Origin of the sequence: Halochromatium roseum (genome assembly GCF_016653315.1) — a bacterium.
Classification (GTDB): Bacteria; Pseudomonadota; Gammaproteobacteria; order Chromatiales; family Chromatiaceae; genus Lamprobacter; species Lamprobacter roseus.
In genome coordinates, this window is sequence record NZ_NHSH01000085.1 from 1 (window position 1) to 25,459 (window position 25,459).

At 62.7% G+C, this 25,459-nt stretch carries 19 protein-coding genes and 1 tRNA gene; 10 read left to right on the plus strand and 10 right to left on the minus strand.

Annotated features, from left to right (window positions below; all coding sequences use genetic code 11):
- On the plus strand, positions 1-173 hold a 173-nt coding region (locus CCR96_RS23405; RefSeq protein WP_242518334.1), incomplete at its 5' end, for an IS1 family transposase.
- Positions 170-502 carry a hypothetical protein gene (locus CCR96_RS23410; protein ID WP_201224382.1) on the plus strand — a complete coding sequence of 111 codons (333 nt, stop codon included), beginning with the start codon at positions 170-172 and terminating at the stop codon, positions 500-502. The genes CCR96_RS23405 and CCR96_RS23410, both read left to right, overlap by 4 nt.
- A 116-nt stretch (positions 503-618) precedes the next feature.
- Here CCR96_RS23410 and CCR96_RS23415 read toward each other — a convergent pair.
- Positions 619-708: transfer RNA gene (locus CCR96_RS23415), tRNA-Ser, on the minus strand.
- A gap of 356 nt (positions 709-1,064) precedes the next feature.
- Between CCR96_RS23415 and CCR96_RS23420 the strand changes: the two genes are divergently transcribed.
- Complete coding sequence (locus tag CCR96_RS23420; RefSeq protein WP_201224384.1) at positions 1,065-1,754, plus strand: Bax inhibitor-1/YccA family protein; 690 nt, start codon at positions 1,065-1,067, stop codon at positions 1,752-1,754.
- A gap of 153 nt (positions 1,755-1,907) precedes the next feature.
- Positions 1,908-2,093, plus strand: coding sequence for a hypothetical protein (locus CCR96_RS23425; protein ID WP_200239037.1), 186 nt, complete (start codon positions 1,908-1,910; stop codon positions 2,091-2,093).
- A gap of 240 nt (positions 2,094-2,333) precedes the next feature.
- On the opposite strand, the gene CCR96_RS23430 is transcribed toward CCR96_RS23425, so the two are convergent.
- Entirely contained in the window at positions 2,334-4,751 is a 2,418-nt protein-coding gene (locus CCR96_RS23430; RefSeq protein ID WP_201224386.1) for a Tex family protein, read from the minus strand.
- A 135-nt stretch (positions 4,752-4,886) separates the two neighbouring features.
- The gene (locus CCR96_RS25700) at positions 4,887-5,906 is read right to left on the minus strand and encodes a nicotinate-nucleotide--dimethylbenzimidazole phosphoribosyltransferase (RefSeq protein WP_420827295.1); all 1,020 of its coding nucleotides are present in this window, start codon (positions 5,904-5,906) and stop codon (positions 4,887-4,889) included.
- A gap of 343 nt (positions 5,907-6,249) precedes the next feature.
- On the opposite strand from CCR96_RS25700, the gene CCR96_RS23440 reads away from it, so the two are divergent.
- Positions 6,250-7,101 (plus strand): SDR family oxidoreductase, encoded by an 852-nt coding sequence (locus CCR96_RS23440; RefSeq protein ID WP_201224390.1) that lies wholly within the window; start codon positions 6,250-6,252, stop codon positions 7,099-7,101.
- Here CCR96_RS23440 and gshA read toward each other — a convergent pair.
- From gshA to rluD, 4 genes are all read right to left on the minus strand, one after another.
- Positions 7,098-8,759, minus strand: coding sequence for a glutamate--cysteine ligase (gene gshA / locus CCR96_RS23445; protein ID WP_201224422.1), 1,662 nt, complete (start codon positions 8,757-8,759; stop codon positions 7,098-7,100). The two genes, CCR96_RS23440 and gshA, sit on opposite strands and share 4 nt — an antisense overlap.
- Positions 8,760-8,815: 56 nt before the next feature.
- Positions 8,816-10,903, minus strand: coding sequence for a carboxy terminal-processing peptidase (locus tag CCR96_RS23450; RefSeq protein ID WP_201224392.1), 2,088 nt, complete (start codon positions 10,901-10,903; stop codon positions 8,816-8,818).
- Between the two features lie 369 nt (positions 10,904-11,272).
- On the minus strand, positions 11,273-12,007 hold the full coding sequence (gene pgeF / locus CCR96_RS23455; RefSeq protein ID WP_201224394.1) for a peptidoglycan editing factor PgeF: 735 nt from the start codon (positions 12,005-12,007) through the stop codon (positions 11,273-11,275).
- Positions 12,004-12,984, minus strand: coding sequence for a 23S rRNA pseudouridine(1911/1915/1917) synthase RluD (gene rluD / locus CCR96_RS23460; RefSeq protein WP_201224424.1), 981 nt, complete (start codon positions 12,982-12,984; stop codon positions 12,004-12,006). Before rluD ends, pgeF begins: the two co-directional genes overlap by 4 nt.
- A gap of 140 nt (positions 12,985-13,124) precedes the next feature.
- Between rluD and CCR96_RS23465 the strand changes: the two genes are divergently transcribed.
- A complete protein-coding gene (locus CCR96_RS23465; protein ID WP_201224396.1) occupies positions 13,125-13,946 on the plus strand; it encodes an outer membrane protein assembly factor BamD in 822 nt (273 codons plus the stop codon).
- A gap of 83 nt (positions 13,947-14,029) precedes the next feature.
- On the opposite strand, the gene CCR96_RS23470 is transcribed toward CCR96_RS23465, so the two are convergent.
- The 3 genes from CCR96_RS23470 to sucC form a co-directional block, all read right to left on the minus strand.
- Positions 14,030-14,368, minus strand: a complete 339-nt coding sequence (locus CCR96_RS23470) for a P-II family nitrogen regulator (RefSeq protein ID WP_200239009.1) — start codon at positions 14,366-14,368, stop codon at positions 14,030-14,032.
- Positions 14,369-14,594: 226 nt separating this feature from the next.
- On the minus strand, positions 14,595-15,491 hold the full coding sequence (sucD, locus tag CCR96_RS23475) for a succinate--CoA ligase subunit alpha (protein WP_201224398.1): 897 nt from the start codon (positions 15,489-15,491) through the stop codon (positions 14,595-14,597).
- Positions 15,488-16,735 (minus strand): ADP-forming succinate--CoA ligase subunit beta, encoded by a 1,248-nt coding sequence (gene sucC, locus CCR96_RS23480; RefSeq protein ID WP_201224400.1) that lies wholly within the window; start codon positions 16,733-16,735, stop codon positions 15,488-15,490. Before sucC ends, sucD begins: the two co-directional genes overlap by 4 nt.
- A gap of 188 nt (positions 16,736-16,923) precedes the next feature.
- Here sucC and CCR96_RS23485 point away from each other — a divergent pair, with 188 nt between their 5' ends.
- The 4 genes from CCR96_RS23485 (at position 16,924) to CCR96_RS23500 (ending at position 25,338) form a co-directional block, all read left to right on the plus strand.
- Positions 16,924-18,537 (plus strand): sensor histidine kinase, encoded by a 1,614-nt coding sequence (locus CCR96_RS23485; protein WP_201224402.1) that lies wholly within the window; start codon positions 16,924-16,926, stop codon positions 18,535-18,537.
- A 198-nt stretch (positions 18,538-18,735) separates the two neighbouring features.
- The gene (locus tag CCR96_RS23490) at positions 18,736-20,088 is read left to right on the plus strand and encodes a sigma-54-dependent transcriptional regulator (RefSeq protein WP_201224410.1); all 1,353 of its coding nucleotides are present in this window, start codon (positions 18,736-18,738) and stop codon (positions 20,086-20,088) included.
- Positions 20,089-20,182: 94 nt separating this feature from the next.
- Positions 20,183-21,745: an amino-acid N-acetyltransferase gene (argA, locus tag CCR96_RS23495; protein ID WP_201224412.1), complete on the plus strand. Its 1,563-nt coding sequence runs from the start codon at positions 20,183-20,185 to the stop codon at positions 21,743-21,745.
- A 161-nt stretch (positions 21,746-21,906) separates the two neighbouring features.
- Complete coding sequence (locus CCR96_RS23500; RefSeq protein ID WP_201224414.1) at positions 21,907-25,338, plus strand: mechanosensitive ion channel domain-containing protein; 3,432 nt, start codon at positions 21,907-21,909, stop codon at positions 25,336-25,338.
- The last annotated feature ends 121 nt before the right edge of the window (positions 25,339-25,459 follow it).

Genomic DNA, 25,459 nt, shown 5'->3' on the forward strand with positions numbered 1-25,459 from the left:
AGCAAGTGACTGGTAAGGCCAATACACAAAAAATTGAACGCAAGCATCTTACGCTCAGAACACGTATTAAACGCCTGGCACGGAAAACCATCTGTTTTTCCAAACTCGACGTCATGCACGATACTGTTATTGGGCTTTTTATCAATCGATATGAGTTCGGGCTTGCCGTGTGAGAAACACATGTAGAGCACTACCCGGCGTCGACATTGCTCACGAACTCGGCATCAGGCCGGAAACGGTTTCACGCTGGCGAAAGCTCCCGCAGTGGCAGGCGGCGCTTGAGGCCATCACCAGTGAGGTCCGCGGCGAGCTACAGGCCAGTCTTTACGAGCTGGCAGGCAAGGCGCTTGCCGAGCTAGAGGCGCTTGTCGAGTATCGGCATAGTCCAGCCATCAGGCTTCGCGCATCGGTTGCGTTGCTGCAGATGGCAGGCGTCGGCAAAGCTCAGGTGCACTCAGGGTCCGGGTCTGGCCGATTCGGCGCTGCAGCGGCAGGCGACTAGGCGCTCGGCAATGCGTCAGACTGACGAAATGGGCCGCCTAGCAAAATCCGATTTGTGGGTATCGGCCTAACCTGAAACGGCAAGTATCAGACTTTGAAAGACTTTTTCGGCATGGTTGGCGGAGAGGGTGGGATTCGAACCCACGGACGGGATCAACCGTCGCCGGTTTTCAAGACCGGTGCATTCAACCGCTCTGCCACCTCTCCTGAACAGGGTTGCTGAGCGAGTACGATCAAGCGAGTGATATAGGATACCTCAACAACGGGCCATTATGCGATAGATGATAATGCTCGCTTAAGCCAAGGACATCGATATCAGGCGCTGACCAACCAGCAAGGCCACTTGTTTCCGTCGGCAAAGACCGCAAAACATACACAGCTATCGGCCTCTCAAGGATGCAAGAATGACCCCATTGTCGGTATGCTTACATCCTAAGTGATCCTGTCAGAAACCTTTGGGCCTGACGACAGGTCTCCGGGTTCGCGAAACGATCACTCAACCATCCAGTCTGACAGCGTCAAGTCTGTACAGAGTATTTGTCCTAGACGGAGACATCACCACTATGGCTAACCCCAAATCCTTCCTGTCGAAACAGCAAGAGATTCCGGCAGCGCGCGCCGGCTCGGTGCTCGAGACCAACAAGGTCCTGAAGAACACCTACCTGCTGCTCGCCGCAACCCTCGGCTTCAGCGCCTTCACCGCCATGCTGTCGATGGCGCTCGCCATGCCGTCCTGGGTCTACCTGGTCTCGGTGATCGGCGCCATGTTGCTTGGCATGTTCGTGCTGCCTCGCGCCGCCCAGTCAGCCAGCGGCGTCGGCGTCATCTTCCTGATCACTGGCATGCTCGGCTTTGGGCTCGGATCGATCCTGAGCATGTACATGGCACTGCCGAACGGCCCCAGCATCATCGCTACTGCCTTCGGCGGCACCGCTGTGATCTTCCTCGGCCTGTCCGGCTATGCGCTCACCAGCAAGCGTGACTTCAGCTTCCTCGGCGGCTTCCTCTTCGCCGGCATGATGGTCGCCGTCGTCGCCATGATCGCCAATATCTTCCTCAACATGCCAGCCCTAGCGCTGGCCGTGTCAGCGGCGATCATCCTGCTGATGAGCGGCTTTATCCTCTTTGATACCAGCCGGATCAAGAGCGGTGCCGAGACCAACTACATCATGGCGACCTACGGCATCTACCTCGCCATCTTCAACATCTTCATCAGCCTGCTCCAGATCCTGGGCATCATGGGCGATGACTAACTCACGATGGCGTCAATCTAATCATTGGTAGCCAGTGTGGCGAACAGGACCCCGGCTCCGGCCGGGGTTTTTGTTGGCAAGCGCTCACAAAGACACCTAGCGCGTCGCCACACCCGAACGACGAAACACTCGCTCCAAGGTAACGGAGGCCCCATGGAACTCTTCCTCAAGATCGCCGCCGCCGGCGTCATGATCATGATGCTGTTCTTCCTCTGGCCTGCCTACAAGGCCTGGCAGGAGAACGGACCCAAGGCTGAAAAGGGCGACTGGCAAGCGGCAATCCTACCGCTCGCCGCCGTGGTCGGTCTCGTCATCGTGCTGATCATGCTCGTGCGCTGAAGCCCGACAGCGATAACGCCCGCATGACAACTGCAAAGCCAAAGACAGGCTCATGGGCAAAACCGACAACGACAAGGCCAGCGGTGTCGGAATCGGGTGGCGACCGGCGGGGGCGTCGATCGCCCGGACGGCGATCGTCGAGCCTCCAAGGACGGATTCACGGCGTCCCCCGTCGGGCGCTACCCGGTACCGGCACGAGCGACTCGACCTGCACCAGGCACCCGAGCCCTCAGCAACCCGTCACCGCCGACGAGCCTTGGCAAAGGCATCCGCCATCGCCCCGCTAGCCCCTGCGGCCTCCTCGCGCCCGGACTTCGGCCCCGAGCCGGAGCGACCATCACCGCTAGCACCAGCACCAGGACGACCAACCCTGACCCCAGCCCCACCACGCCGATCAGCCCCAGCAGCACCCCGCTGGCCAACGCCGGAGTCCGAACGCCGGGCACCGGCATCAGGACGCCTCCTTCCAGCACCGCCCTCGCCCTCACCCTCTGGGGCATCCCCCAGACGCATACTCAGCGACACCCGCTTGCGCGGCAGATCCACCTCCAACACCTTCACCTTCACCAACTGCCCGGTGCTCACCACCTCATAAGGGTCCTTCACAAAGCGCTCTGCTAAGCGCGAGATATGCACCAGCCCATCCTGATGCACCCCAATATCGACAAAGGCACCGAAATTGGTCACGTTGGTCACCGTGCCCTCCAACACCATCCCCGGGCGCAGATCCGACAGCGTCTCAACCCCCTCCATAAAGCTCGCCGCCTTGAACTCCGGACGCGGATCACGCCCCGGCTTTTCCAACTCAGCGATGATGTCGCGCACCGTCGGCTCGCCAAAACGCTCATCGGCAAACCGCGCCGGCTGCAGCCCGCTCAAGATCGCGCGATCACCGATCAAGGCCCGAATATCCCGCCCAACCTCGTTGAGAATCCGCCGCACCACCGGATAGGCCTCCGGATGCACCGCCGAGCCATCCAGCGGCTCATCGCCATCGCTGATGCGCAAAAAGCCCGCGCATTGCTGGAAGGTCTTCTCGCCCAGGCGCGGCACCTGCTTCAACTGCGCACGACTACGAAAGGCCCCCTGCTCCTCGCGGAAACGCACGACGTTCTCTGCCAGCGTTTGCGTCAGACCCGAGACCTGTGTCAACAAGGGCGCCGAGGCCGTGTTCAGATCCACGCCGACCGCGTTCACGCAATCCTCAACCACGGCATCGAGGGTACGTGCCAGCCCGGACTGATTCACATCGTGCTGATATTGGCCGACGCCGATCGCCTTCGGCTCGATCTTCACCAATTCGGCGAGCGGGTCCTGCAGCCGGCGCGCGATCGACACCGCCCCGCGCAGAGACACATCCAGCTCTGGCAGCTCACGCGACGCATACTCAGACGCCGAATAGACCGAGGCGCCCGCCTCGCTCACCACCAGCGACTGCAGACCCAGCTCTGGATGGCGGCGGATCAGCTCCCGCGCCAGCTTATCGGTCTCGCGCGAGGCGGTGCCGTTGCCGATACTGATCAGCTTGACAGCGTGAGTAGCAGCGAGCTTCGCCAGTGCTGCGATCGATGCATCCCATTGATTCTTAGGCACATGCGGATACAGCGTCGCGGTATCGACGACACGTCCGGTTGCATCCACCACCGCTACCTTCACCCCAGTGCGTAACCCCGGATCGAGCCCGATGGTCGGTAAGCGGCCGGCTGGTGCGGCCAGCAACAACGCCTTCAAATTCTTGGCGAAGACGCGGATCGCCTCACTCTCGGCAGCCTCCAGCAAACGCTGCTTGAGATCCAGGTCTAAACGCGTCATCAGCTTGATCCGCCAGGTCTTGCGGACCGTCTCGATCAGCCAGGCATCCGCTGGCAGACCCTGATCGTGAATACCGAAGTGCTGGGCGATGCGACCACGGAAGGCCGCATCCGGGTCCTCGCCCTCACCGGCTAACAGCTCCAGCGCCAAGATGCCTTGGTTACGGCCGCGAAACAGCGCCAGCGCGCGATGCGACGGCACCTTGGCGATCGGCTCGGCGTAGTCGAAGTAATCGGAGAACTTGGCACCCTCCGTCTCCTTGCCGGCAATCACCCGTGACACCAGGATGCCAAGCTCCCAGAGCCGCTCGCGCAACTGACCGGCCAGCGCTGCATCCTCGGCAAAGCGCTCCATCAGGATCTGGCGCGCCCCTTCAAGTGCTGCGCCGACATCGGCAACCCCCTTGCCCACATCGACATAGGCCGCAGCCTGCTGTTCTGGGCCTTGCGTCCGGTCCGCGAGCAGCGCATCCGCCAGCGGCTCCAGGCCAGCCTCGCGCGCGATCTGCGCCTTGGTTCGGCGCTTCGGCTTGAACGGCAGATACAGATCCTCGAGTCGCTGCTTGGTCTCGGCGGCTTCGAGATCGGCGCGCAGTTCATCGCTCAGCTTGCCCTGCTCGTCGATGCTGGCGAGCACGGCTGCGCGGCGCTCCTCGAGCTCGCGCAGATAGACCAAACGCTGCGCCAGGTGGCGCAATTGAATATCGTCGAGTCCGCCAGTGGCCTCCTTCCGATAACGCGCGATGAATGGCACCGTGGCACCATCATCGAGCAGATCGACGGCCGCCTGTACCTGCCGCGCATGACAGCCAAGCTCTTGCGAAATAACGGGGATAATCGCGCCCATGACTCTGTGTCAGGTCTCCATTGATGCCAACAAGGGCGCGTATTGTAGACAAAAGCCGCGCTCAATCTTCGTTTGCGGGTTTGGGATCTGTCTGGGATCGGCATAAAGATCCAGACATCTGGATAGATGCAGACGTCAAGACGCACAACGGCAATGGTCAGGTCCACACCCACTCAATGCGGAAACCGGCTGCAGCCAAGGCCTTACCGACGGATTGATTCGCAGCGCCAGCAGCAGCGCGAGACGCGCACTCGCGCCCAACGCTCGCCATGCGAGCCCGAGCTGAGCCGCCGCAAGCGCAGACCCTACCAGCGCTGCATGTTCAAAACCGCCGAGGCAGCGCAGTGCTGAGTAAGGATCAGCCAGCGTAGCAGCATGACGCCTGAGAAGACGATAGGCATCGACGTCCACAGCGTCGCACCAGCTGCACTGGGTGCAGGCTACCTCGGCCTGCGCTAGCGGCCTAAGGTCGAGCGCATCCGACATGAAGAAAACGTCGCCATTTGACTGCGGGCTCGCCTCAGCACAAGCCACAGAAGCAGGCGCCAGTAGCTGCCGCCAGGCCTGGTTGGTCGTTGCCGCACCGATCCCATGCCCCTGAGCCCAGATCAAAGCCACGCCATCGAGCTTGGCGCGCTCTACGGCGTGACGCCCAGCACTCAGCGCCAAGTCCAACTGGTGGCCATCCATCGCCGCACCGAGGCGACTATCGGCCGTGCCAAGTCCCAGATCGAAGCGTTGAACCCAAGGACCGGCCGCAGCAGGATCATGGCGGCCGAGGTCGATCCTCACCTCGTTCACCCAATCAACTCGGTCCTCGGCTCGCAGCTCGCGCTCGGCAGCCATCTCGATATCGTCATGCGCACTGAATCCGGGACATGGAGCGTTGCCGGCCCATGGCCATTGCTCGGCTCCTGTCGCTCGGCAATCAGCTCGAACAACATGTTCTTCTCGCCGCGCCAGGCCAGTTCGAATCGCTGAGCCAACAGGTCTGGCGAAGTAGCCAGATCCAATGCGGGGCAACAATCCCGCGACACCATGATCGGCGGTCATCGTCAGCAGCCGGCCGCGCCCCGCCCGCTCCTGGACGGCAAGCCCCAGATCAGGTGCTGCAGGTACCGAAAGCCATTGCGGCCAATCGGCGTCAGCCAGCATTGGCGGTCAGCCATTGCTCGATGCCAAGGCGCCCCCACTGAAACACGAGCGATCCAAATAAACCGCGCTCGCAAGGACACCCCAGGGCTTGGCGGCCAGCGCGGTTGCGGGACCGGAGGCTGCGGCATCGCAACCGCGCCGGCGGATAATGGCAGCGGAAACGCCAAGCAGACCTTAGCCGACAATCTGGCATACCATATCGCAAACCATGTGACATACCATCTGGCAAACCATACGGCACGCCAAAAGCCGCGCAATAAGACACAGCATACGGCCTTGCATTCGGGCCATAGCGGCGAAGACCAGCATCCGCCCATTTCCGAACATGACGGAGCTTGCAATCATGGACCATCAACGTAGCATCCTCATCACAGGCTGTTCGAGTGGCATCGGCCTCACCTGCGCAAAGGGGTTGGCGAGACGTGGCTGGCGGGTGATCGCATCCGCCCGTCAAGCGGCCGATGTCGAACGACTGCGGACCGAGGAGGGCTTGACCGCCGTCCGGCTCGACCTGAGCAACCCCGATAGCATCGCTGCCGGGCTGCAAGAGGCCTTGGCGCTGACCGATCAGCGCCTGGATGCGCTGTTCAACAACGGCGCCTATGGTCAGCCCGGCGCGGTCGAGGATCTCACTCCCGAGACACTGCGGGCGCAGTTCGAGACCAATCTGTTCGGTTGGCACGACCTGACCCGGCGCGTGATCCCATTGATGCGCGCCCAAGGCCAAGGACGTATCGTGCAGAACAGCTCGGTGCTTGGCTTTGCGGCGCTGCCGTTTCGCGGTGCCTATGTCGCTAGCAAGTTTGCGCTCGAGGGTCTCACCGACACCTTGCGCTTGGAACTGCGCGGCAGCGGCATTGAGGTGGTGCTGATCGAGCCCGGCCCGATCCTGAGCCGCTTTCGCGATAACGCCTTTAGCGCCTACCAGCGCCATATCGATGCCAGCAGCAGCCAACACCGAGAGACCTATCGGCTGATGGAAGAGCGGCTGCGCAAGGAGGGTGCTGCGCAGCCTTTCACCCTGCCGCCCGAGGCGGTGCTGCGCAAGTTGTTGCATGCGCTCGAGAGCCCACGCCCGAAACCGCGCTATTACGTGACCTTTCCCACCCATCTGCTGGGCACGCTGCGCCGCTTGCTGCCAAGCCGCGCGATGGACTGGGTCCTGCGGCAGGCTTCGCGCGGCGGCCGCGGCTAGACCGGCTCCTTGCCCGTTGCGGCGGCTTGGACGGCGGGCGCTTCCGCCAGCGGCGAGCGCAGCGCCACCGGCTGAGACTCGGTCTGGGCGAAATAGCGCGCAAGGAAGGTATCGAAGTCGCAATCGTCACCGGCCTCGATCTGCGCCTGCCGGTCAAGTGATTCGAGCGCCATCTGCTGCAACAGCGCTGCCCGAGCAGGGTCCAGCTCGAGTCGCCGGAAGCCGTCGCGATGACGCTCGGTCAAACGGCGCGCAAACTCGGCAAAACCCTCGCCGCTGGCCCGCATCTCAGCAAGCACGCGCGCTGATGGCGTCGCTTCCGGCTCGGCCATTTTCAACTGTTGCGCCTTGAGTGCGGCACTCACCTCGCCCCTAACCTGGTTCCCATCCTGATCCCCAGCCTGGCCATCCATCAGCGCCGCCAAGGGCTCCATCGCGCTCAGCACCTGCTGGCCCCAGTCACGCAGCGCGATCTGGCCGTCCGCACGCTGCAGCATCAAGCCCGGCTCGCGTCCGCGGTGCGCTGCCAGCACCTCATTGGCGTCGATCCAGCGCCGCTCGCGCGGCGAGATCGTCGGGCTCGGCATCAACAGGCAGTAGAGCATGAACAATGACAGGAACCGCATCTGCTCCAGTTCGATACCCAGTGGCTCGAAGAGGTTCACGTCCACTGAGCGCAGCTCGACATACCGAATGCCCCGCCGCCGCAGCGCCAGAGTCGGAAACTCCATCCAGTCGGTCAGCTGCTTCGGACGCACGGTGCTGTAGTATTCATTCTCGATCTGCAGCACATGATCGTTCAGCTGCTCCCAACGCCCGTTGACCTTGACCCCGAGCGGTTCGTAGTGTGGACAGGGGGTTCGGATCGCCCAAGTGAGGCTGCGGGTATAGGCATCGAGGGTGTCATAGTTGGCCTTGAGCCCGGTGCCTTCCTCCTGCCGGTTTTGATAACCAATATCACCCATGCGCAATGAAGTTGCGAAGGGGTAGAACAGCGTTTTGTCATCGAACGCATCGAGATCTGTATTCGCATCCTGGACAAAGCTCTTGCAGACCGCAGGCGAAGCGCCGAACAGGTAGGGCACCACCCAGCCTAAGCGCTGCAGGTTGCGGACCATGCCCATGTAGGCCGTGTCGCGGGTGCCGAGCACCGTGGTTTGATCAGCGCTTCGGTCAGCAGCAAAGTCGGCATGAACGTAATCCCAGAAGGCCTCTGGCAGCGAAAAATTGAAGTGCACTCCGGCGATGATCTGCATCACCCGGCCATAGCGGTTGCCCAGACCGCGCCGATAAGCGGTCTTCATCTGCGCGGCATTGGAGGTGCCGTATTCGGCGAGCGGGATGTCCGTACCGCCGCCGATCACGCAAGGCATGCTCCCAGCCCACAGCCGCTCATCGCCGATATGCTGGTAGACGAACAGATGCAGATCGCGCAGGAAGTCGAGCACGGCCCGCGGATCGGACAGCGCCGGCGTCACCAATTCCAGCAGGGCCTCGGAGAAGTCGGTCGTGATATGCGGATGGGTCAAGGCCGAGCCCAATGCCGGCGGATGCGGCGATAGCGACACGCGCCCGTCGGGGGTGACACGCAGAGTCTCTTTCTCCAATCCGACCAGACCCCGAGTCATCAGCCTGCGGATCGCGGGATCGGACACCATCTCCAGCCGCCGAGCCGGCAGCTCGGCCGTCAAGCGTTGTTCAGAGATCAAGGCGTTCAGTCTCGCATCGCCGCACGCAGCCGCTCATCAGCGCCTTGCAGAACGATCATATCGGCCAAGATGCGCGCCGCCTCCTGGGTCAGGATGCGGTCGATCACCTCTTGCTGCTTCTCGAGCGCCTCCTCGTCCACCTCATCGGCGTCTTCGTCAACCGGCTCGATACCCCGCGCGCGCAGGAAACCGGCCTTCTTTTCCTTCAGAACCTGATCGCGCCGATCGGACTCGGCCCGCCGCTCGCTCGCACTCAATGAGACCTCGTCCTGGGCCTCGATCTCGCTCAAGATACGCGCCTGATCAAACAGCATTCCGAAACCATCGTCTTTGACGATGCGCTGTGCCGAACGCTGTTTCAGGGTGTCGAGGTCGAACAGGGGCTTTGCTTCGAACCGCGCCGGCCGAATTTGCCCCCAGGGAAGCGCGTTGTCGAGAGAGCGCTCGCCATGATCGATGCCCTGTAGGCCAAGCTCGAAGCGGATGTCAGGCTCGACACCTTTGAGCTGCGTGCTGCCACCGCTGATACGATAGAACTCGGCCATTGTCAGCCGTAACCGCCCAAGCTGGGTATCATCACCCGGCACATAACGATCGAGATCGATCAGGGTCTGCACCGTGCCTTTGCCGAAGGTCGGCTCTCCAATGATGATGCCGCGACCATAGTCTTGGATCGCCCCAGCGAAGATCTCAGAAGCCGAGGCGCTGTTGCGATCGACCAGCACTGCGAGTGGGCCGCTATAGACGATCGCCGGATCAGGATCAACCTCGACCTCGACCTTTCCAAACGAGTCCTTGACCTGCACCACGGGTCCTTCCTCGATGAACAGGCCGGTCAGCTCCAAGGCTTCGGTTAATGAGCCGCCACCGTTGCCGCGCAGGTCGATGATCAGTCCGTCGACGCCATCGGCCTTCAGATCATTGAGCAATGCGCGAACATCACGCGTGGTGCTACGGAAATCCCGCTTGCCTGCCGACTCGGCTCGAAAGTCGCGATAAAAGGCCGGCACCTCGATAACGCCAACGCGCAACGCAGGTTCAGTACCGAGTTCGTCGATGACGAAATATTGCGCGGCCTGATCTTCGAGCTTGATCTCGTTGCGCACGAGCGAGACCTCACGCATGCGACCGCCGGAGGCCTCGGACTTTGGCAGCGTCTGCAGCCGAACGACCGAGCCTTTCGGGCCGCGGATCTTGTCCACGACATCCTGGAGCCGCCAGCCCACTACGTCGACCATCTCGCCATCGAGCCCCTGGCCGACGCCGATGATTCGATCTCCGGTCTGGACCTGGCCAGACTGGCGTGCAGGGCCGCCCGGAATCGTCCGCTGGATCACGGTGTACTCATTATCGGCCCGCAGAACGGCGCCAATACCCTCGAGCGAGAGCCGCATGCTGATGTCAAAGTTCTCCGAGGTGCTCGGCGACATGTAGCTGGTGTGCGGCTCGAGCGTGCGCGTGTAGGCGTTGACGAAGGCCTGATAGACATCATCCGGCGTGAACTGATGGATACGCCGGGTGATGCCGGTGTAGCGCTCGCGGAGCTGCTCACGGATCTCGTCGTCCGTCTTCTCGGCCAGCTTGAGCAGCAGGTAATCATTCTTCACCCGCTTGCGCCAGATCTCGTTCAGCTCAGCCTCGCTTGTGGCCCATTCCGCCTCATCACGCTTGAACAGATAACTTTCCTTACGGGTGAAATCGAACGGCTGCTGCAGCAGCGCGAGCGCATAGTCGATGCGCGAGTCGACCCGCATCCGATAGACGCGAAAGATGTCGAATGCCGTGTCGATCTTGCCCTTGGCGAGGTCGTCATCGAGGCGACCCGCGGTGCGACTAAAGCGTTCCACATCGCGCTCCAGAAAGAACAGCCGCCCTGGATCGAGATCGGTGAAATAGTTGTCGATCACATTAGCAGCGAAGGCATCGCTGAGCTGGAAGTCGCGATAGTGGAAGCGTTCCAACACCTTGTTGATGACAACCATGGTGCGGGCTTGGCGCTCATCCGGGAACAGCTCGGCGAGGCCGACCTCTTGGGTCTTGGCAAAGGCACCAAAGGCGACGAATGTGATCAGGATCGCGGCGCCTAGGCTCATCGCGGGACGCCACCGAAGATGATGGCCTCTTCGCTTCGCGGCAGCACGCACGCCATCCAGAGGACTCACATCCGTAGCGCGTCGCCACGGCCACTGCGGAAGGCCAAGCGATGGCTCCCCGCTAGGCGAGCGACGATTCCGGCAGGCTTGGATCAAGCCCTCTATGGTTACGGCGATGTGAACGCGTCTTATGCTCATGATCTAGCGCTTATCGAGTACGATGATCGAATTGAAAACAGAGTAGCGGCAGGGCGTGCCGAGATCAATCAAACAGATGTTGGACAGGCTGACTCGCTTCGGCTCCAGCCCTGGCTGCCACTCCAGACAGAAGCGACAAGCAGCGCCACCGAGCCGCTGCATACGGCACCACTAGCACAGCCATATCAGGCTTGCCATACGCCCGCAAACACCATCGCGACGGTACGAGAAGAACCGGTCGCGGTCGGCATAGGTGCAGTCGCTGCCACCGCTGATCGCTGCAACACCCAGTCGCTCGAGCTTTTGCCTGGCGAGCATCGGCAAGTCGGCGAGCCAGTAGCCCGGTTTCGTGGCGCGAAAGGCGGCCTCGGCATTGCGATCAATCGCACAAAAACGCGCACGCACCTCGTCGCCAACCTCAAAATGTGCCGGTCCGATGGCAGGTCCGAGCCAGGCCTGTAATCGGGCAGCAGGGCGGCCCATGCGCTGCACCGTCGCCTCGATCACACCAGCGGCGAGCCCGCGCCAGCCCGCATGGGCCGCTGCGACCACCGTACCGGCCTCATCACAGAGCAAGACCGGCAAGCAGTCTGCCGTCATCACCGCGCAGACCGCGCCCGGACCGAACGCAACCGAGGCATCGGCATCACGCCCGGTCTGCACCCTCGCCCCGTGCTCATAGACAGCGCAGCCGTGAATCTGGTTCAGCCAGGTGGGCTCAACCGGCACCCTCGCCTGTTCGCAGAGCAGCGCCCTGTTGCGCTGAACCGCAACCGGATCATCGCCGACATGCTCGGCAAGATTCAGACTCGCATAGGCCCCTTTGCTGACACCGCCTTGGCGCGTCGTGCTGATCGCCTGCACCTTGGCAGGCGCTGTCCAGTCGGGCGTGAAAAACAGCGTCATCGGGCTTCGCCATCCGCATCCTGTTGCAAAAGCGCACAGAGCGCGGCGAGATCCGCCGCCATTGGGATCTGCCAGTGCATCGGCTCACCGCTAGCCGGGTGGATCAAGCCAAGCCCGATGGCATGTAACGCTTGGCGCGGAAATGCACCTAAAGCGGCGGCCAACTCCGGCCGAATGGCGTCCGCAACGGCGCGCGACCTCGTTCCGTAAACAGGATCGCCTATCAAAGGGAAGCCCAGATGCGCCATGTGCACCCGGATCTGATGCGTGCGCCCGGTCTGTAGCTGCACCGCGACCAAGCTATGCCGACGATAACGCACCAACACCCGATAATCGCTCACCGCGGGCCGACCACCCGCCACTACCGCCATCGCCGTGCGTCTTGTGGGATGGCGACCGATCGGGGCCTCGACTCGACCGTTGAGGTTGGGTGCACCGACCACCAAGGCCCGATAATCGCGCTTAACGCTACGCGCCTTCAGCTGATCGACCAGAGAGCGATGCGCGAGCAGGCTCCTCGCGACGACCATCAGCCCCGTGGTGTCCTTATCCAGGCGGTGGACGATACCGCATCTGGGCAGTTCCGCGAGGCCTGGAGCATGGTGCAAGAGCGCGTTCTGCAGCGTACCATCGGGATGGCCAGCTGCCGGATGCACGACCAGACCGGGCGGTTTGTTGACCACGAGCAGGTGCTCATCTTCAAACTCGATGTGCAGCGGGATCGGCTGCGGCAGACAATCTCCAACGCGCTCGAGCAACGGCTGGACCAGCACCTGCTCGGCCCCGCGTACGCGCTCCTTCGGTCGCGATCTGTGCCCGTCGAGCAACACCCGTCCTTGTTCGATCCAAGCCTGCAGGCGGCTACGCGAGAACGCCGGTAACAACTCAGCAAGCACCTGATCAAGCCGCCGCCCGGCATGCTCGGGCTGCAAGCGCAACTGCTGTGTCTCTGCCTCCTCTAGCCGAGTCTGCTGCAAGCGGGGCAGCTCAAGCTCGGCAGGCGCACGCGGATTCGGATTAATGGCTTGGGCTGGTTCTGTGACAGTCACGGCGATTCAGTATACTGGCGAGATTGTGACGCCGACGGCGTTCTCGGCGATTATCGGCAGGCATCCACATGATCCGAACCCTAGTGATAACCCTCATCGCTGCCGCCCTACTGAGCGGTTGCGGCATCCTCGGCAAGGAGTTCGATGAGACCGAGGGTTGGTCGGCGAACGAACTCTACAATAAGGCCGCGCGCGAACTCGACGCCGCCAACTACAAACGTGCCATCGAACTCTACAAGAAGCTCGATGCACGCTACCCGTTTGGTCGTTACGCGATGCAAGGCCAGCTCGATATCGCCTATGCCTACTACAAGGGCGACGAGCCGGAGCAAGCGATCGCCGCCGCGGACCGCTTCATCAAGCTCTACCCGCAGAATCCCTTTGTCGACTACGCCTACTACCTCAAGGGCATCGTCAACTACAACCGAAGCATCGGCTTCCTTGACCGGTTTGTGCCGATCGATACCGCTCAGCGCGACCCTGGCTCGGCACTGGACGCCTTCAACGACTTCGCCGAACTGGTGCGTCTTTATCCAGACAGCAGATATGCCGCAGATGCGCGCCAGCGCATGTTACACCTGCGTAACAATCTGGCTGAGGGTGAACTCCATGTCGCGCGCTATTACATGGAGCGCGGTGCCTATGTCGCGGCGGTCGCCCGCGCCCAATACGTCGTCGAGCGCTTCCAGCGAACGACCGCTGTCGAGGACGCACTGGAGCTGATGGCCCAAGGCTATCAGAGACTGGGTAAGGACGATCTCGCCACGGACGCACGCCGTGTGCTAGTGATGAACCGAGAGGCGGGTCGATTTATCAACGACGACCCAGAGCCCGGTGAGGTCAGTCTTGCACGGCGGGTCTGGGATTATCTGAGCCTAGACGAGAACTGATCCAATCCCGAGCGGCCGGCCCTTGGGCCGGCAACCGCTGCTCGTAGGTTGGTTGAGAGGGAATGAATCGCGTTCGATTCAGGTTAAATCGCGGCTTCGTTCTCCTCACCGGTGCGGATGCGCACGACGCGATCGACCGGGCTCACAAAGATCTTGCCATCGCCGATCTTGCCGGTGCGAGCGGCCTTGGTGATGGCTTCGACGCAGACGTCGAGCTGGTCATCGGCCACCACCAGCTCGACCTTGACCTTCGGTAAGAAATCGACCACGTACTCGGCGCCCCGATAGAGTTCGGTATGCCCCTTTTGGCGGCCAAAACCCTTGACTTCGATCGCGGTCATGCCGGAGATGCCGGCCTGTGACAGTGCCTCGCGGACGTCGTCGAGCTTAAACGGCTTGATGATGGCTTCGACCTTCTTCATGCGAATCTCCTTTCAACCTCTTGGCTGGGTTGCGGGTGAGTATAAGAGCCTGTCCGAGGATTGACCATCCCGATGCACGCAGGGTTCTCCAGGCATGACAAGAACCTGCATCGATAGCGACGATCTGTCGACCTGCAAGTCGTTCTACAAGCCGACCAGTTAAGTCAACCAGTTCAGTCGACTGGTAACCGGAAGCGCTGGGCGCCTCAACTAGGCAACACGTGCTTCAGCGTCCGGATGAGCGACGCGCTGGGTTTGCTAACTGCTCAGCGACGCTGCGTCCAAGCAGCGCGGGCGAGCGTACGATGAACACACCAGCCGCCTGCAACGCCGAGTATTTGGCCTCAGCGGTCCCGCCGCCACCGCTGACGATCGCCCCAGCGTGACCCATCCGCTTACCGGGCGGGGCCGTCACGCCAGCAATGTAAGCGACAACCGGCTTTGTCATCCGCTGCTGCACAAAGGCCGCAGCAGCCTCTTCGGCATCGCCGCCGATCTCCCCCACCATCAGCACCGCATCGGTGTCAGGATCATCCTCGAACAGTGCCAGACAGTCGACGAAATCGAGACCATGGATCGGATCGCCACCGATGCCGATACAGGTGCTCTGGCCGAGCCCCTCGGCGGAGGTTTGCTCAACCGCCTCGTAGGTGAGCGTACCGGAACGCGAGACGATACCAACCCGCCCCGGCCTGTGGATGGCGCCCGGCATGATGCCGATCTTGCAGGCACCGGGGGTGATGACGCCGGGGCAATTCGGCCCGATCAGCACCGATGGGCTGCGCGCTAGGGCCGCCTTCACCTTGAGCATGTCTAGTACCGGGATGCCCTCGGTGATGCAGACGATGACCTGGATACCCGCATCGGCTGCCTCCAGGATCGCATCGGCGGCATAGGCCGCTGGCACATAGATCATGGTTGCCTCGGCGCCGGTCTCGCGCACCGCGGCATGCACCGTATCGAACACCGGCAGCCCGAGATGCTGCTGACCGCCCTTCCCCGGCGTGACGCCGCCAACCATGCGAGTGCCATAGGCCATGGCCTGCTCGCTGTGGAAGCTGCCTTGGCGACCAGTGAAGCCCTGGCAGATAACCCGCGTCGATGCATCAACCAACACACTCATGACTGTTCTCCGACGCTCGCCTGCGCATGAGCTGCCCGATCGGCAGCGACCTCAGCCTGGAGTTCGGCCTCGAGCCCGGCTCGCGTCGCGGCCGCCGCAGCGACAACCTTGTTCGCAGCATCCGTCAGCGTCGCCGCGGTCTCGATCGCGAGATCGCTTTGTGCCAGCCGCTGCAGCCCAAGCTCGGCGTTGGTGCCCTCTAGACGCACCACCACCGGCACCGTCACCCCAACCTCCTTGACCGCCGCAAGGATACCCTCGGCAATCAGATCACAGCGCACGATGCCACCAAAGATGTTTACCAGGACAGCGGCGACCTTATCGTCGCTCAGCACCAACTGGAAGGCCCGCGCGACACGCTCTGCAGTCGCGCCGCCGCCAACGTCGAGGAAATTGGCCGGCGCGCCGCCATGCAAGGCAATCAGATCCATGGTCGCCATCGCCAAACCAGCGCCATTGACCATACAGCCAATGTCGCCATCAAGGCTGATATAACTCAAGCCCTCGGCACGCGCTGCAACCTCACGCGCGTCTTCCTGGCTCGGGTCATGCAGCGCCGCCAGCTGCGGGTGCCGATATAAAGCGTTGTCGTCAAGCTCGATCTTGGCATCGAGCGCGATGAGTTCGCCATCGCTCGTCAGCACCAGCGGGTTGATCTCGACCAGGCTCGCGTCGCATTCGGTGAACAGCTGGTAAAGGCTGCCCAAGAGCTTGGCAAAGGCGCGCTGTTGATCGGGCTCCAGACCAAAGTGCAGTCCGATCTGCCGACTCTGCCAGGGCCGCAGCCCAAACACGGGTTCGATGCGCGAGACCAGCAGCGCCTCCGGATCACTGGCCGCGACCTGCTCGATGTCCATACCGCCAGCAGCCGAGGCCATGATCAGGATACGCTCGGCAGCACGATCCACCAGAAGCGCCAGATAGAACTCGCGCTCAACCTCAACCGGCGCCTCTAACAGCAGTCGCGACACGGGCAATCCCTCAGGCGTCGTCTGCGCGGTCACCAAAGGCTTGCCCAGCAGTTCCCGCGCCGCGCGCTCGAGCTCAGCGTCCGATGCGCAGCGGCGCACGCCACCGGCCTTGCCGCGGCCACCCGCATGCACCTGCGCCTTGAGCATCATCGGCAGGCCAACCGAGGTCGCGCCCAGACGCATCTCATCCAGCGTCTCGGCAACGCTTGATGCAGGCACCGGGATGCCAAATTGGGTGAACAGCTGTTTGGCTTGATACTCGTGCAGGTTCATCGGCACTCAATCGAACTTAAGGGTGTTGCTTAAAGGTGTTGTCCGCATGATCACAGCGCAGCCGCCAGTGGCTCGCGCTGCTGCGCGGCAGGATCGCGTATTCTGCGGGATTCGCGAGCAACGACCAAGTGCCAGGTCCCACCGACCCGAGCACCATGCTCGAGCACGATGCTGTCGTAGAGAGACCCATGCGCCCTCGCTTCACCCGCAGACTGACCCGCCAAGGTCCGGCAGAACGCCCCAGCTTCGATGGACGCGACAGCCTGCCCTGGCTGTTTTTATCGCGGCTGCTGCTGGTCCTGGTCTTACTGTCGGTACTCTCGCTCGCCGATACCGCGAGCTGGCTCCCGCAAGTCACTGATCCCTGGGACGCCCGTCGACTACTGCTATGGCAGACCGCCCTGATCCTGCTGAGTGGACCCATGATGCTGGCCGGTTGGCCAAGGCGCGATCAGCAGGTTCAGTTGGCCGTCTATGTGGATATCACCTTCGCCATCCTTCTGATTCATCTCAGCGGCGGCATCGCGGCCGGCTTCGGGCTGTTACCCGTTGTTGCTGTCATCTGGGGTGCCATCCTACTCGAGGGGCGGCAATCTCTGCTGTTCGCCGCGCTCGCCTCGCTGGGGGTGATCAGCCAACAGTTTTACGCCGATCTCTACCAAGACAGGGTTCACGGCAGCTATTTGGAGGCGGGACTGCTCGGGCTGGTCTACTTTTCGGTCGCCGTGCTCGCGCATCTGCTCTCACAACGCTTGCGCGCCATCGAGCGGCTCGCCGCGCGCCGCCAGCTCGATATCGCCGACCTCTCCAAGCTCAATGACTATGTCATTCAGCAGCTCAGCACAGGGGTCCTGGTGATCGACGGTGAGCGCCGCATCCGACTCCTCAACGCCGCCGCACAGCGGCTGCTGAATGATCCGCGCGCGCAGCGAGGAGTCGAGCTCAAACGGGTCGCACCGGAGCTGTTCGACTGGTTCGAGCGCAGCCTCGCTGGCGAGCCGGGATTCGGACTCAGTCTGCGCTTGAACCAACGCGACCTACGGCCAGCACTGCAGCTGCTTGGCGTGAACCGACCCCACGGCGCCCTCATCTATCTTCGCGATGAACAAGAGCTGCTGCGCCAGGCCCAGGAGGTCAATCTGGCATCGCTCGGACGGCTCTCAGCAAGTATCGCCCACAATATCCGCAACCCACTCTCGGCAGTGACCCATGCCAGCCAACTGCTTGCTGAATCACCGCAGCTGGGACCGGAAGATCAGACATTGCTCGACATCATCCGCCGTAACGCGCGCCGCCTGGATGAGACCGTCAACAGTGTGCTCGAACTCTCCCATCGGCATCGCGCCGAGCTGCGTCGCATCGCACTCAACAGCTGGCTCGAAGCGGCCTGTGATGAATACCGCGACCAGCACCAGCTGACCCACCAAGAACTCGCCTTAGGATGTCCCAAGGCAACCTGTTGGGTTGTGTCCGATCCGCGCCATTTGCGCCAGATCTTCAACAACCTCAGTGATAACGCGCGCGAGCACGGCAAAGACCGGCAGGGACACTGCAGAATGCGTTGGACGCTTGAGCAAGACCCAGACGCCAAAACCGTCGAGATGCGCCTCTGCGACCATGGACCTGGGGTTCGCGCTGAGCAGCGCCAGACCATCTTCGAGCCGTTCTTCACCACTGCCGCCAGCGGCACTGGGCTCGGGCTCTACGCCGCGCAGGCGCTTGCCGAAGCCATTGGGGCGCGGCTGGAGTATAGTGATGGCCCGCAAGGCGGCAGCTGCTTCAGCCTGATTTTCGACGACTGAGCCGCCCATTGGCGGAGGCTATTTCTGTCAACGCTCATCTCGTCTTGCTGGTCTTTCGCTCGCCTTCTGCGTCGCGTCACCGGTCACCGAGTCCCGCCATTGCTGCCGCCGATGACGCTGTTTGAAGGCAAACGAACATCCTGCGCAATTCGATACTGCGCAATTCGATACGAGCTTTTCCGGCAATCGCCTAAGGTCATGAGCAAGGCGCATCTCCTCATCGTCGACGACGAGCCAGACATCCTCGAGCTGGTGACCATCACCTGCGCGCGCATGGGTGTCGGCACCCAGCGCGCGCAAACCCTCGCCGAGGCCCACCACCACCTGGAACAGCAAGCCTTCGACCTTTGTCTGACCGACATGCGCCTACCGGACGGCAATGGCATCGACCTGGTGCGACTCATCACCAAACAGTACCCGAACCTGCCGGTGGCCATGCTCACCGCCTACGGCAGCATGGATTCCGCCGTCGCGGCGATGAAAGCTGGGGCTTTCGACTTCGTCTCCAAGCCGGTCGACCTGCAGGTCTTGCGCAACCTGATCGGGGCCGCGCTGAAGCTGGGCGCACCAGCGTCCTCGGCGACACCTGACAAGCAGAGCCAAACGCTGATCGGAGACTCCGCGGCGATTCGCGAGACCCGAGCGCTGATCGCCAAGCTGGCGCGCAACCAGGCACCGGTCTTCATCACCGGCGAGAGTGGCACCGGCAAGGAACTCGCGGCCAGGCTGATCCATCTCCAAGGCCCGCGGCGCGAGTATCCATTCGTGCCGGTCAACTGCGGTGCCATTCCTGCAGATCTGATGGAGACTGAGCTATTCGGTCATCGTAAGGGCAGTTTCACCGGTGCCGTCAGCGATCAGGCCGGGCTGTTCCAAGCCGCCCAGGGGGGCACACTGTTCCTCGACGAGATCGCCGATCTGCCGCTGCCGATGCAGGTCAAGCTGCTGCGCGCGATCCAACAAAAGAGCGTCCGGCCCGTCGGCAGCGAGACCGAGATCGAGGTCGACGTGCGCATCATCAGCGCCAGCCACCGCAATCTCGATGACGAGGTCGAGCGCGGCAACTTTCGCCGCGACCTCTACTACCGCATCGATGTCATCGAGTTGCTGATGCCACCGCTGCGCAGCCGCCCGGAGGATATTCCGCCGCTCGCTGATCACATCCTCAGCCAGATCGCCGAGACCAGCACAACACCAAAAAGGCAGCTGAGTGACGCCGCCCTGAACAGACTCACGGCGCATTCGTTCCCAGGCAACGTGCGGGAGCTGCAAAATCTGCTCGAGCGCGCAACAGCGTTGGCCGACGACATCAAACTGGAACCCGAGGATCTGTACCTGCCGGCGGATCGCCCCATCCAGGCGCGAACCAAGGCGGTGCAAGCAGAGGAGATCGATCGGCAGCCGCTCGGCGATCAGCTCGATGAGATCGAGCGTCGCGCGATTCTAGAGACATTGGACGCGACGCACTGGAATCGCACCGCGGTAGCCAAGCAACTGGGCATGACGACGCGCTCGCTGCGCTACCGGCTGAACAAGCTGGGACTTTCTTGAGACGGTCAACCTTAGGCGCATGGCGCCGCCCACCTCGGTGGATGAATGGCGCGAGATTCACGTTAAAACAAGTCCGGTAGGATATCGAATCGTGATGGCTTCTCAGACACCTGGATCAGCGGTAGAACTGGCTCCGGCCAGCAATCTCCGCTCGGCTGGTTCCAGCTCGGCTGGTTCCAGCTCATCCAGCCTCAGCTCAGACCGCTTCAGCGCATCAGGCGCGAGCCCCAAGGCCCCGCCTGAACGAAACACCGGAGACCCTTTTCTCGACTGGTTTCGTCACTGTACGCCTTACATCCATGCCCATCGCGGTCGCACCTTCGTCATCGCATTTGGCGGTGAGGCGCTGGATGACGCACGCCTGCCGGAGCTGGTGCACGACATCGCGCTATTGCATGGGCTGGGCATCCGGCTGGTGTTGGTCCATGGCGCGCGACCGCAGATCGAGCGCCGTCTGGCGGAGCGCGGCACCGCGTTTCAGTACATCGACGGGCTGCGCGTCACCGATGATGCCGCCCTCACCTGTGTCAAGGAGGCGACAGGCGCCGCGCGGGTCGAGATCGAGGCCCTACTCTCCTTTGGCCTCGCCAACTCGCCGATGGCCGGGGTCCGCATCCCGGTGGCCTCGGGCAACTTTGTCTTTGCGCGACCGATCGGGGTGCTCAACGGCGTCGACTATCAGCACACCGGTGCAGTGCGCCGTATCGACCGTGTGTCGCTGACCCAGCGGCTTGATCAGGGCGCGGTCGCGCTCATCCCTCCGATCGGCTATTCGCCGACCGGCGAGGTCTTCAATCTCACCGCCGCCGACGTCGCTCGCGCGGTCGCGATCGCGCTCGAGGCCGACAAGCTCATCTTCTTGGTCGAAGGTGACGGGCTCGTAGACGGACCTACCGCCGCAACCCCAGATGAATCTGCAACTCAAGCGCACGACCCCACAACACAAGCGCGCAAGATACGCTCTCACCTACTCGGGGCTGAGGTCGCGGCCCTGCTGGCCCAGACCCAAACACAGGCCCAAGCGCAACCCCACACCCAAACGCTCGGCGAAGACCTCGCGCAAGCGCTGCGAGCAGGTGCCGAGGCCTGTGAGCACGGCGTCGCACGAGTCCATCTGGTTGGCCGCAACGACCCCTCGGCGCTGCTGCGTGAGCTGTTCACACGCGATGGCGCCGGCACCCTGATGACCGGCGAGCCTTTTGAACGGCTGCGCGCCGCCCAGAGCACCGACATCCCCGGCATCCGCAGATTGCTGGAACCCATGGAGCGCGCCGGCATCCTCGTTCCTCGCTCGGCCGAAGAGCTGGAGCTGGTGATCGACCGTTTTCAGGTCACCGAGATGGACGGCACCATCATCGCCTGCGCCTCGCTGCTCGAGTTTCCGCATGCGCAGATCGGCGAACTCGCCTGCGTCGCCGTGCACCCGGCGTATCGCGCCCGGGGCCGTGGCGATCGGCTGCTCACGCACATGGAAGCTCAAGCGCGCGCGCATGGCCTCGAGCGGCTGTTCGTCCTCACGACTCAAACGGCGCACTGGTTTCGCGAGCGCGGCTTTCTACCAGGGAGTATCGAAGATCTCCCCGAGGAGCGGCGGCGTCAGTACAACGAAGCACGTAACTCGCAGATCTATATCAAGCCACTCCTAGCGCAGCGCTGACCATTGCACGCTCAAGTAAGCCTATGACGTCTGTTCGTCGCCAACGATCAAGCCAACGATCAAGCCAACGATCAAGCCAACGATCAAGCCAACGATCACGCCTTCGATATCGGCACGCGCCTCGCCAGGCCAAGACCGCCTGTTGGCTCGCGGCGCTGTTATTGCTCACGGCACTGCTTCAGCTCGCGGGGCTGTCTATCGGAACGGCCAGCGCTCAGGCCGAGCAGCAACCAGGAGCCACGCTGAGCGTCCAGCCAACGGTCTCACGCGAGCAGGTCGAGGCCAAGCTCAACGCGCTCGCGCAGAACACCGATCTGACCGAAGAGGCCAAGAAAAACCTCACCGAGCACTATCGCAGCACGCTGAGCAACTTGGAGCGGCTGAACAGTTTCCAAGCGCAAGCCAGGAGCTACTTCGAGGCGCTGGAGACGGCACCGATCGAGGCGGCCGCGCTGCGCACTGAGCTCGACGCGTTGAAGGCGCCGAGCGACCCACCGGTTGAGCTTGCAGAAACGGTGACCGTCGCCGAGATCGAACAAAGGCTGGCGCGCGAGCAGGCCGAAGCGGCCTCGATCGAAGCCCAATTGAGCAAGCTCAACGAAACCCTGAGTGGTCAACCCGAACAGCTCGATAACGTGCGCCGGCGCCTGACCGAAGCGCCTCAGGAACTGACTCAGATCGACGAGGAGATTACGCGACCCCAGCCCAACGGGCAGAGCGAGGAGGCCCGTCAAGCCCGCCTCTGGGATCTCGAGACCGAGCGCGATGCACTGCGCGCTGAGATGATGATGCTCGACCAGCAGATCCTCAGCGCCGACGCGCGCCGGCAGCTCGCCGAAGCCCAACGCGAGCAACGCACCTCGGCACTGCAGCGGCTGCGGCTGCGTCGAGCCTATCTCGAGAATGAAGCAGACCGACTCCGCTCCATCGAGGCCGAGCGCGCACGCCAAGAAACCGAATCCGCTGCGCGTGAGCTCGGCGATGCAGATCCGATTTTGCGCAACCTCGCAGAGAAGAACCGAGAGGTCAGCAACACCATCAGCGCCGTGACTGAGGCGCTGAGTCAGCTCGATGAGCAGCAGGCAGCGCTGGAGCAGCGGCTGCGCGAGACCCAGACAGACCTCAAGGACGCCCGAGCGCGCATCAGTGCGGCGGGCCTGAGCCAAGCGGTTGGGCAGATCCTGGTCGACGAGCGAACCGATCTACCGGACGCGAGCAGCCTGCGTGAACAGGCCGCTCGCCGCGCCGAGAAAATCGCCGAGCTGACGCTGAGCCAATTGCGCCTCAGCGAGGCGCTCCGTGGGCTCGCGAACATCGATACTGCCGTTGCTCAAGCGCTCGCCGAAGCAACCCCGGAGGGTGCCGGCGACCTGACACCTGAGCAGCAAGCGCAGCTGGAGGCACCGCTGAGGCAGCAACTGCTGAGGCAGCGTGACCTGTTGCAACGTGCGTTGCGACTGCAGGAAAGCTATCAACGCGCGCTCGGTGACCTCGACTTCACTGCCGACCAGTACAGCGATCTGGTCAATCGATACCGCGATTTCTTGGCCGAGAACCTACTGTGGGTGCGAAGCGCGACCCCGATCACGCAGCAGCCATTCGCGGCGCTACCGAAAGCCGTCTGGTGGTTGACCGCCCCAGAGCAGTGGGCACAGGTTGTCGATACCTTGGCCCAAACCGCCGCTTCATCGGCCCTGTTCTGGCTTGGTGTTGCGGTTGTCATTGGGCTACTGGTGCTCGGACCATCGATACGTCGACGAATTCGCAGCTCTGCCGAGCCGATGCGCCGCATCAGCACCGACCGCTTCATCTACACCGTTTCCGCACTCGGCCTGACGCTCTTGGTCGCGTTGCCCTGGCCATTACTCAGTGCCCTGCTCGGATGGCAGCTGAGCATCGCCCCGCAGGTGCATCCATTTACCCTCGCCGTTGGCAACGGCCTGCTCGCGATCGTGCTCCCGTTCTACTATCTGCGGGCATTTCGACTGCTGTGCATGCCCGGCGGCGTCGCCGCACGGCACTTCCGCTGGGACTCGGAGACGCTCATCCAGCTGCGGCGTGGATTCCAGATCGCCGCGCTGCTGCTGCTACCGATCGGCTTCACCGCTGAAACCATTGCCTTCGCCCAAGATCCGGCCTTCGATGGCACCCTGGTCCGGCTCACGTTGGTGCTGCTCTGCCTTGGACTCGCGGCACTCACGGCCTGGCTGATCCACCCGCAGCGCGGCGTCTTCAAAGCGCTGCTTGCCGAGCAGCCAGAGGGCTTGCTCAACCGGCTGCGGTTCATCTGGTACCCGCTCTCGGTGCTCATGCCAAGCGCACTCGCCGTCCTCGCGCTCGCCGGATACGTCTACACGGCGGGCACCCTGTTGGCTTCGGTGGCCGCTCAGCTTTGGCTAGCCCTGGCACTCGTCGTCCTGCATCAGTTGATCGTGCGCTGGCTGATCCTGACCCGCCGTGGCCTTGCGCTCGAGGCTGCGCTGGAGCGGCGCGCGCAGCGCGAGGCCCAGCGTGAAGCGCTGCAACAAGGCGCGCAGCGGGTCGAGCTGACGGACGACTCGGTCGACCTAGCCGCGCTCGATAGCCAGACCCGGAAACTGCTCAACAGCAGCATCGCCATCATCGCGGCCGTTGGCATTTGGGTGATTTGGTCGGATGTCTTACCCGCGCTGAACCTGTTCGAGGGGATCACGCTCTGGAGCTATACGGCCATGGTTGACGGCGCCAAGGAACTGGTGCCAGTGACCTTGGCTGATCTCGGACTGATCCTGGTGATCGCCACAGCGGCGCTGATCGCAGTTAAGAACCTGCCGGCACTGCTCGAAATCTTGCTGCTGAAGAACACCGAGGTCAGCACCAGCGGGCGCTATACGCTGGTCACCTTGACCCGTTATACGATTACTGCGGTGGGTCTGCTGCTGATCGTGAGCACCCTCGGCCTGCAGTGGTCACAAGTGCAATGGCTGGTGGCGGCGCTCAGCGTCGGTATCGGCTTCGGGCTGCAGGAGATCGTAGCCAATTTCATCAGCGGCTTGATCATCCTCTTTGAGCGCCCGGTGCGGGTTGGTGATACGGTGACCATCGGCGACACCACCGGCACCGTTACCCGGATTCAGATCCGCGCCACCACCATCCGCAATTGGGATAAGCAGGAGCTGCTGGTGCCCAATAAGGAGTTCATTACCGGGCGCTTGCTGAACTGGACCCTGACCGATCAGCTGAACCGGGTGGTGATTCCGGTCGGCGTCGAATACGGCAGCGATACACGCAAGGCGCTTGCCCTGCTGACCGAGGTCGCCGCCGAGCATCCGAAGATCCTCGATGATCCAGCGCCCATGATCACCTTTGAAGGCTTCGGTGATAATGCGCTCAACCTCGTGCTGCGCTGTTATCTCGACACCCTCGAGTTCAGGCTGCTGGTGCTGACCGAGCTGCATCAGGCGATCGACGACAAGTTCCGCGCGGCCAGAATCGGCATCGCCTTCCCGCAGCGCGACATCCATCTGCGCTCGGCCGAGCCGATTGAGATCATGATGCGTCGCCCGCCAGCACTCCCTGCTGATTCAGCGCACAGCGACGAGCCAGCGCCTTGATGCGAGCGTCGTTCGCCCTGACCCGCAGACCCGCAGCGCCATGACGCACCAGCATCCCGCCCCTACCGACGCCAAAGGCGACTATACTCAGTATCCGATGCCGCCAACGCTACCGAGGATC

Coding starts and splice junctions, on each gene's coding strand:
- CCR96_RS23440 (WP_201224390.1), top strand. CDS start 6,250: ATGGACCATCAACGTAGCATCCTCATCACAGGCTGTTCGAGTGGCATC.
- sucD (WP_201224398.1), bottom strand. CDS start 15,491: ATGAGTGTGTTGGTTGATGCATCGACGCGGGTTATCTGCCAGGGCTTC.
- CCR96_RS23465 (WP_201224396.1), top strand. CDS start 13,125: ATGATCCGAACCCTAGTGATAACCCTCATCGCTGCCGCCCTACTGAGC.
- CCR96_RS23485 (WP_201224402.1), top strand. CDS start 16,924: ATGCGCCCTCGCTTCACCCGCAGACTGACCCGCCAAGGTCCGGCAGAA.
- pgeF (WP_201224394.1), bottom strand. CDS start 12,007: ATGACGCTGTTTTTCACGCCCGACTGGACAGCGCCTGCCAAGGTGCAG.
- CCR96_RS23470 (WP_200239009.1), bottom strand. CDS start 14,368: ATGAAGAAGGTCGAAGCCATCATCAAGCCGTTTAAGCTCGACGACGTC.
- gshA (WP_201224422.1), bottom strand. CDS start 8,759: ATGGTGTCCGATCCCGCGATCCGCAGGCTGATGACTCGGGGTCTGGTC.
- CCR96_RS23420 (WP_201224384.1), top strand. CDS start 1,065: ATGGCTAACCCCAAATCCTTCCTGTCGAAACAGCAAGAGATTCCGGCA.
- CCR96_RS23490 (WP_201224410.1), top strand. CDS start 18,736: ATGAGCAAGGCGCATCTCCTCATCGTCGACGACGAGCCAGACATCCTC.
- CCR96_RS23450 (WP_201224392.1), bottom strand. CDS start 10,903: ATGAGCCTAGGCGCCGCGATCCTGATCACATTCGTCGCCTTTGGTGCC.
- CCR96_RS25700 (WP_420827295.1), bottom strand. CDS start 5,906: ATGCTGGCTGACGCCGATTGGCCGCAATGGCTTTCGGTACCTGCAGCA.
- CCR96_RS23430 (WP_201224386.1), bottom strand. CDS start 4,751: ATGGGCGCGATTATCCCCGTTATTTCGCAAGAGCTTGGCTGTCATGCG.
- argA (WP_201224412.1), top strand. CDS start 20,183: ATGGCTTCTCAGACACCTGGATCAGCGGTAGAACTGGCTCCGGCCAGC.
- CCR96_RS23425 (WP_200239037.1), top strand. CDS start 1,908: ATGGAACTCTTCCTCAAGATCGCCGCCGCCGGCGTCATGATCATGATG.
- sucC (WP_201224400.1), bottom strand. CDS start 16,735: ATGAACCTGCACGAGTATCAAGCCAAACAGCTGTTCACCCAATTTGGC.